The following is a 7,173-nucleotide window of genomic DNA, read 5'->3' on the forward strand; positions in this document are numbered from 1 at the left end:
GGGTCATGATCCCGCTGCTCGACGTCCTGCAGAGCATCCCCATTCTGTCGTTCCTGCCGATCGTGACGCTGGCGCTGGTGGCGGCGTTCCCGCACTCCAACGTCGGCCTGGAACTGGCCAGCGTCATCCTGATCTTCACCAGCCAGGCCTGGAACATGACCTTCAGCTTCTACCACTCGGCGAAAACCCAGCCCGTCGATCTGCAGGAGGCTTCGACCATCGCACGGCTGCGGCCGTGGCGGCGCTTCGTCACCCTGGAAGTGCCGTCATCCATGATCGGCCTGATCTGGAACAGCATGATGAGCTGGGCCGGCGGCTGGTTCTTCCTGATGGCCTCCGAGCAGTTTGTGTCGGGCTCCCGTTCCTTCCAGCTGCCCGGCCTGGGCTCGTACCTGCAGGCTGCCGCCAACGCGGGCAACACCACGGCGATCCTGTGCGGCCTGTTCACCCTCGTCCTGCTCATCGTGCTGCTCGACCAGCTCTTCTGGCGCCCCGTGGTCGCCTGGGCCGACAAGTTCAAGCTGGAGCAGAGCAGTGGCCCCGAGGCCCCGCACTCCTTCGTGCTCGATGCACTGCACCGCTCGGCGCTGGTCGACACGGTCAACCGGCGGGTGTTTCGCCCGCTGGGCCGGCTGGCCGCGGGCCTGCTGGATCGGCTCCAGCCACTGCCTGACAACCTCGTCCCCCGAAAAGAGCGGAGGCCAGCGCTCCCGCGTCATGGTTGTCCGCCGGGCCGTCGGGCGGTTGTGCCTCCTTCTGCTGGGGGTGCTGGTCCTCTTCGGCCTCTGGTCGATGATCCGCGAGCTGCAGAAAGTCCCCCATGGGGCCTGGAGTGGGCTGCCGCCGGCTGCCTTAGCCACCTGGGGGCGCACCCTGACAGCGATGCTCATCGGAGCCGCCTGGACGGTGCCGGTGGGCGTCGCCATCGGCCTCTCCCCGCGCTGGTCGCGCCGCCTGCAGCCAGTGGTGCAGGTGGTCGCCTCCATCCCTGCCACGGCGCTTTTCCCCGTCCTGCTGATCTTCCTGCTGAAGGTGCCCAGTGGACTCGAGTTCGGCTCCGTCCTGCTGATGCTGATGGGCACGCAGTGGTACATCCTCTTCAACGTGCTCGCCGGGGCGATGGCCATCCCCACAGACTTGCGCGAGGCCGCGACCGTCTACCACGCGACCGGCTGGCGCAAGTGGCGCACGCTCATCCTGCCCGGCATCTTCCCCTACCTGGTCACCGGGCTGCTCACTGCCAGCGGGGGCGCCTGGAATGCCAGCATCGTCTCGGAGTACGTGCAGTTCGGTAATCAGACGCACAGCACTCTCGGGCTGGGCGCCACCATCGCCGAGGCGGCGGCCGCCGGCAACTTTCCGCTGCTACTGGCGGCCACACTGATCATGGCCGCCTTCGTCGTCTTCATCAACGTCAACGTCTGGCAGCGCATGTACGCGCTGGCCGCGCGCCGCTACACACTCGCCTAGGAGACACAGTGGTTGATCGTTCCGGACAAGATGGGGCGTCGCCAGCGGCCGGGGTGCTGCTGGAGGCGCGAGCGTGCTGCAAAACCTACCAGGAGACAGACAAACACAAGGCCGCGCACCCTGCGCACATGGTGCTGGACGGCATCCAGCTCAAGATCCGGGCGGGAGAGTTCGTGGTCCTGCTCGGCCCATCGGGATCGGGCAAATCCACGATGCTGCGTATCCTGGCGGGACTGATCCCGCCCTCCTCCGGCCAGGTCTTCTTCGATGGTCAGCCCCAGTCCGGCCCCAATCCGCACGCGGCGATCGTCTTCCAGACGTTTGCGCTCTTCCCCTGGCTTACCGTCCTGCAGAATGTCGTACTGGGTCTGCGAGCACAACCGCTCTCGGACGCAGAGCGGCAGGAGCGGGCGCTGGCCGCCATCGACGTGATCGGCCTGGACGGCTTCGAGAACGCCTACCCCAAGGAACTCTCCGGCGGCATGCGCCAGCGCGTCGGGTTCGCGCGCGCGCTGGTGGTCCAGCCGGAACTGCTCTTCCTCGACGAGCCCTTCAGCGAACTCGATGTGCTGACGGCGGCCAACCTGCGCAAACAGCTGCTCGACTTGTGGCGAGCACAGCAGATCCCGACGAAAGCCATCCTCATGGTGACCCACAACATCGATGAGGCGGTCACGATGGGCGACCGCCTCTTGGTGTTGGGGACCAACCCGGGGCGCATCCGCGTCGAATTGCCGGGCCTGCCGCCCGATGAGCGCGGTCCCCACAGCGCAGCCCGCACAGATCTCGTGGACCTCATTTTCCGCATCATGACCAGCCCCCACGAAGATGTCGCACTCCTGCTGAAAGACCGCGGGCCCGGGGCGAAAACCGGAACACTGGCACCTCCTCCCCAGCCCTACCAGACCTTGCCGCACGTGGAGATCGGCAAGGTGACGGGGCTGGTGGAAGCGGTGCACGCACGCGGTGGCCGAGCGGACCTCCACCAGCTTCAGGGCGCCCTCCGCCTGATACTGGATCGGCTGCTGCCGGTGGTGGAAGCCGCGGACCTGCTCGGCCTGGCGTATACGGAAAAAGGGGACCTGATCTTGACAGAGCAAGGGCGCGACTTTGCCGAGGCCGGGGTGCTGGGACAAAAGGAGTTGTTCAGCGAGCGGGTACTCGCCAACGTCAGCCTGGTGCGCTTCATCGTGCAGGCCTTGCAGACGGCCCCTAACCATGTGGTGCCGGACGAAGACATCCTGTCATTCCTGCAGACGTACTTTGGTGAGGAAGAGGCGCGGGCGCAGCTGCACACCGCGATCGGCTGGGGACGCTACGCGGAACTGTTTTCTTTCCAAGAGGACCGCGGCCTGTTCCGGCTGGCCGAAGCGAGCGAACCGGCACAACCGGCCTGAGGCCGCAGGGGCGATGCCGACGCGGAGGCCGGCCGCGAACGTCACGTGGTGGCGGACCGAGTGCGGCCAAGCGGTCTGCGGGTGTGTCGTGACCACTAGCTTGGAAGCATGCGAGTGACGGTGCTCAGCGGGGCCGGGATGTCCGCCGAGAGCGGGGTCGAGACATTCCGCGATGCCCACACCGGGCTGTGGGAGACGTTCGACCCCGAGGAACTGGCCAGCCCACGGGCGTGGCGCAGGCAGCCGGGCGTGGTGTGGGCGTGGTACATGTGGCGCCATCACCTCGTCAGGTCGGTCGAGCCCAACGCCGGCCATGTGGCGATTGCGGACTGGCAGCGGCGCGCGGACGTCCGCGTCGTCACGCAGAACATCGACAATCTGCACGAGCGCGCGGGCAGCGAGCGGGTGGCCCACCTGCACGGCAGCTTGTTCGAGTTCCGTTGCTCGCGTTGTGGTTCGGAGTACTACGGTGACCTGTCCGAGATGGCTGATCCGGTGGAGGCGCTGGACCCACCACGGTGCGCATGCGGCGGGACGATCCGGCCCGGTGTGGTGTGGTTCGGCGAGCCGCTGCCCGACGAGCCGTGGCAGCAGGCGGTCGACGCGGTGGCCGGCGCCGACGTGCTGATCGTGGTCGGCACCTCGGGGATCGTCTACCCCGCGGCCGGCCTGCCCTCGGCGGCGCTGGCCCAGGGCATCCCGGTCATCGAGGTCAACCCGGACCGCACGCCCCTGTCGAGCAGCGCGACCGCGACGGTGCGCGACACCGCCGCGCGGGCCCTGCCCGGCATGCTGGACCGGCTCGACAAACTGATCAGCTAGTTTCCCGGGCGCATCGCGGCGCCGAGCGCGATTTCCGACACCGGAACCGGCAGCCACGGCGGGAACTGCCAGTCGCGGCGGGACCGCTGCGTCGCGAAGCCCGCTTCGATGATCGCCCGCTCCGTGTCGCGGTGGGTGTGGCAGTTGCCGAAGATCCGCGGCCACACGGTGTCGGCGAGGGTTTGCAGCCGGCCCCGCGCACCGCCGCTGGCGACATGCTCGAGATATCGCAGCTCCCCGCCCGGCCGCAGCAGTGAGAACAGCCGGCGCAGCACAGTTTCCGGTTGTTGCACCGAGCACAGCACCAACGAGCACACCACCGCGTCGAACGGTTCACCCGGGTCCAGAGCCGCCACGGTGCCAGGCGTCACCGTCACCGGTACCGGCGCGGTCGCCGCCGTCCGCCGGGCGATCTCGGTCAGCCGCCGCTCGGGTTCGAGCGCGACCACCTCCTCGACGGAGGTCGGGTACAGCACGAAGTTGCTCCCGGTGCCCGCGCCGACCTCCAACACACGACCGGACAGGCCCGCGAGTATCTCCATCCGAAGCTCGCGCATCGCCTCGGGCTCGTGGCCGGACACAAACGTCCAGAACCGGGCGAAGAAGGGGTGGTCCACGGTCTCGTCAGCCATCGCCGCGCTCACCCTTGAGTTCCATCAGCCGGTTGATGGCGTCTTCCGGGCCGGTGTCGTATCCGATGATCCCGCTGACGATTTGGCCGCAGCACACCGCACGCAGCACCCGGTCGGTGAACTCCTCCACATCGCCCCACGGCAGGTACGGCTTTGCGATCAGCAGCGCCGCCACACCATGCGCCGCGCTCCACAGCTCAAGCGCGACCCGCGTGGCATCACCCTGCGCGTAGATGCCCTCGTCCATCATCGCCTGGACCCCGGCGCGCATGTGCACGAACGCCGAGCTGGCCAGGGTGACATCGACGTCGCTGCCCGCGCGGCCCTCTCCCATCGTCGCGATCCGATAGAGCTCCGGGGTCTGCAGCGCGAAACGCACATATGCCAGGCCTTGCGCACGCAACACATCCAGCGTCGTGGTACACCCAGCGGCGGCGCGCTGCATCTCCTCGTCGAGGCTCTCGAAGTAGCGCGCGCAGACCGCGTCCATCAACGCGTCCTTGTCGGCGAAGTGCAGATAGATCGACGGCGGCGTGATCCCGACCCGCTGCGCCACCGACCGAATCGAAACCGCTTTGGCGTGGCCGGTTTCCAACAGCAACTCCGTTGCGGCATCGAGAATCTCGTCGTGCAGCTGATCGCCCGCCCCGCGCGGTGCGCGCCGGCGCCGAGGAAGATCAAGCGGACTTGCCGTCACCGTCTCGTTCCCTGGGCGTCCGTCAGCGGGCGTGCCTCGTGCCTGCCGGCGGTCCCGGCTTCGGTGATCCCGAACCGGCCGTGCAGGCGGGCCAGCGGTCTGGGCGCCCACCAATTCGCGCGGCCGAGCACGTGCATGAACGCGGGCACGAGCACCATCCGCACCAGCGTGGCGTCGACCAGCACCGCGACCGTCAGCCCGAGGCCGAACATCCGCATGAACGACACCTGCGCGGCGATCAGCGCCGCGAACGAGATCGACATCAGCAGTGCCGCCGCGGTGATCACCCGGCCGGTGTGGGCCACCCCGAGCGCGACGCTCTCGTCGTTGTCCGCCCGCGTCCGGCCCGATTCGAGCCAGTACTCACGAATTCGCGAGATCAGGAACACCTCGTAGTCCATCGACAGCCCGAACGCAATGCAGAACAGCAACACCGGCAGGTTCACCTCGAGCGTGCCCGTCGCCGACGCGCCCAGCGCGCCCAGGTGCCCGTCCTGGAACACCCACACCAGCGCGCCGAATGCGGCCGTCAGCGACAGGACGTTGAGCAGCACCGCCTTCAGTGGCAGCACCACGCTGCCGGTCAGCATGAACAGCAGCATGAACGTGATGGCGGCGATGGCGCCGAGCACGATCGGCAGCCGCGTCGTGATCGCATGCACGCTGTCGTGGTTGATCTGCGCGACGCCGGCCATCTGCACGGGTTTACCCGCCGGCGTGGCGACGGCGTGCAGCCTGCGCAGTTGAGCCGCCGATGCGTCGGAGAACAGCGGCGCGGTGCTGCCCACGGTCAGAAACGCGCTGCCGTCCGCAAGTCCCGCCGGCGCCGTCGGGGGTCCGGCGGGCGCACCGCCGATGAACGTGCCGCCCGGCGACGACACCGACGACACATCGGGCACCTGCGACAGCGCGGCGGCGTACCGGCTGAGGTCGACGGGCGTCACGCCGATCGCATCGGGGAGCACCACGGTGACGTTGGTCGCCGAGTCCACGGCGAAATCGTTGCGCAGCTGATCGCCGACCTGGCGCGCCGACGCCGACTTCGGCAGCACCCGATCGTCCGGGAAGCCCCACTTCACGCTCAGGAACGGCGCGCCGAGCACCAGCAGCAGCGCGATGACCGCCGCGCCGATCGGCACCGCACGGCGCATGACGAGCTTGCTCGAGCGATACCAGAACGACTGCTCGACCGGCTTCGGCCGCGGCTCCGGACGCCCGAGCACACGGCGCAGCAGGCGCCGGACATCCATGGAGTCCACCCGCTCGCCGAGCAGCTTGATCGCCGCGGGGGTGACGACCACGGCCGCGATCGCCGCGAACGCGACCACGGCGACCCCGGCGTAGGCGAACGACTTCAGGAAGTACTGCGGGAAGAGCACCATCGTGACCATCGACAGCGCGACCGTCATCGCCGAGAACAGCACCGTGCGGCCGGCGGTCGCCATCGTGCGGATCAACGCCTCGTCGCGGCCCGCGCCGCCGGCGAGCTCGTCGCGGTATCGGCTGATGATCAGCAAGGTGTAGTCGATGGCCAGCGCCAGGCCCAGCGCGACGGTGAGGTTCAGCGCGAAGATCGACACGTTGGTGGCGAACGTGATGGCGTGCAGCACCGCCATGGACCCGAGAATCGCGAAGCCGCCGACGGCCATCGGCAGCGCCGCCGCGACCAGGCCGCCGAATACCCACACCAGCACCACGAAGCTCAGCGGAATCGCCAGCGACTCCATGAACATCAGGTCTTTCTCCGTCTGAGCGTTGACCTGCGAATAAACGGTCGCGGTGCCGCCGGCGCGAACCGTGACGCCGTCGCGGTCATGCACCAGGGCTTCGACGAGCGTCTTGGCGTGTTTCGGCGCCTCGTTCTGGCCACCGGAGATCCCCGCGACGATCAGCCCCGTGTTGCCGTCCTTGCTGAGAAGCGATGACGACGCCGACGGCGGGGCGGTCCACGGCGATGTCACCTGCCCGACGTACGGCGAGGCCTCCAGGCTCTGCACGAGATCGGTCCCGACCGCCCGCGCGGCAGCGCTCTGCACGCCGCCGTTCGCCGTGACGGTGATCAACATGTCCATGTCGCCCTGGTCGAACTTCTCCGACAGCACCTTCGCCGCCCGTGACGACTCCGCGCCGGGGTCCTGCATGCCGCCCGCCGACA

Annotated in this window: 6 protein-coding genes and 1 pseudogene; 4 read left to right on the top strand and 3 right to left on the bottom strand. The window is 68.4% G+C overall.

What is annotated here, in order from left to right; all coding sequences use genetic code 11:
• Positions 1-5: 5 nt before the first annotated feature.
• From VKG81_RS21570 to VKG81_RS16720, 4 genes and pseudogenes are all read left to right on the top strand, one after another.
• Positions 6-413: pseudogene (locus tag VKG81_RS21570) on the top strand (ABC transporter permease subunit); the annotation flags it as partial.
• Between the two features lie 469 nt (positions 414-882).
• Positions 883-1,470 (top strand): ABC transporter permease subunit, encoded by a 588-nt coding sequence (locus VKG81_RS16710; protein WP_324397674.1) that lies wholly within the window; start codon positions 883-885, stop codon positions 1,468-1,470.
• 128 nt (positions 1,471-1,598) lie between these two features.
• A complete protein-coding gene (locus VKG81_RS16715; protein ID WP_324397675.1) occupies positions 1,599-2,867 on the top strand; it encodes a nitrate/sulfonate/bicarbonate ABC transporter ATP-binding protein in 1,269 nt (422 codons plus the stop codon).
• Positions 2,868-2,975: 108 nt separating this feature from the next.
• Complete coding sequence (locus VKG81_RS16720; RefSeq protein ID WP_324397676.1) at positions 2,976-3,689, top strand: NAD-dependent deacylase; 714 nt, start codon at positions 2,976-2,978, stop codon at positions 3,687-3,689.
• On the opposite strand, the gene VKG81_RS16725 is transcribed toward VKG81_RS16720, so the two are convergent.
• The 3 genes from VKG81_RS16725 to VKG81_RS16735 all read right to left on the bottom strand — a co-directional run.
• Positions 3,686-4,321 (bottom strand): class I SAM-dependent methyltransferase, encoded by a 636-nt coding sequence (locus VKG81_RS16725; protein WP_324397677.1) that lies wholly within the window; start codon positions 4,319-4,321, stop codon positions 3,686-3,688. The two genes, VKG81_RS16720 and VKG81_RS16725, sit on opposite strands and share 4 nt — an antisense overlap.
• Positions 4,314-5,018, bottom strand: a complete 705-nt coding sequence (locus VKG81_RS16730; protein WP_324397678.1) for a TetR/AcrR family transcriptional regulator — start codon at positions 5,016-5,018, stop codon at positions 4,314-4,316. The genes VKG81_RS16725 and VKG81_RS16730 overlap by 8 nt, the downstream gene beginning before the upstream one ends.
• Positions 5,015-7,173, bottom strand: a 2,159-nt coding sequence (locus tag VKG81_RS16735) for an MMPL family transporter (RefSeq protein WP_324397679.1), incomplete at its 5' end; no start/stop codon positions are given. The genes VKG81_RS16735 and VKG81_RS16730, both read right to left, overlap by 4 nt.

Origin of the sequence: Mycobacterium sp., assembly GCF_035314905.1 — a bacterium.
In the GTDB taxonomy this organism is placed as follows: Bacteria; Actinomycetota; Actinomycetes; order Mycobacteriales; family Mycobacteriaceae; genus Mycobacterium.

Bases quoted from the DNA above. Each gene is read 5' to 3' on its own strand.
- VKG81_RS16710 (WP_324397674.1), top strand. From the start codon at position 883: ATGCTCATCGGAGCCGCCTGGACGGTGCCGGTGGGCGTCGCCATCGGC.
- VKG81_RS16715 (WP_324397675.1), top strand. From the start codon at position 1,599: ATGGTGCTGGACGGCATCCAGCTCAAGATCCGGGCGGGAGAGTTCGTG.
- VKG81_RS16720 (WP_324397676.1), top strand. From the start codon at position 2,976: ATGCGAGTGACGGTGCTCAGCGGGGCCGGGATGTCCGCCGAGAGCGGG.
- VKG81_RS16725 (WP_324397677.1), bottom strand. From the start codon at position 4,321: ATGGCTGACGAGACCGTGGACCACCCCTTCTTCGCCCGGTTCTGGACG.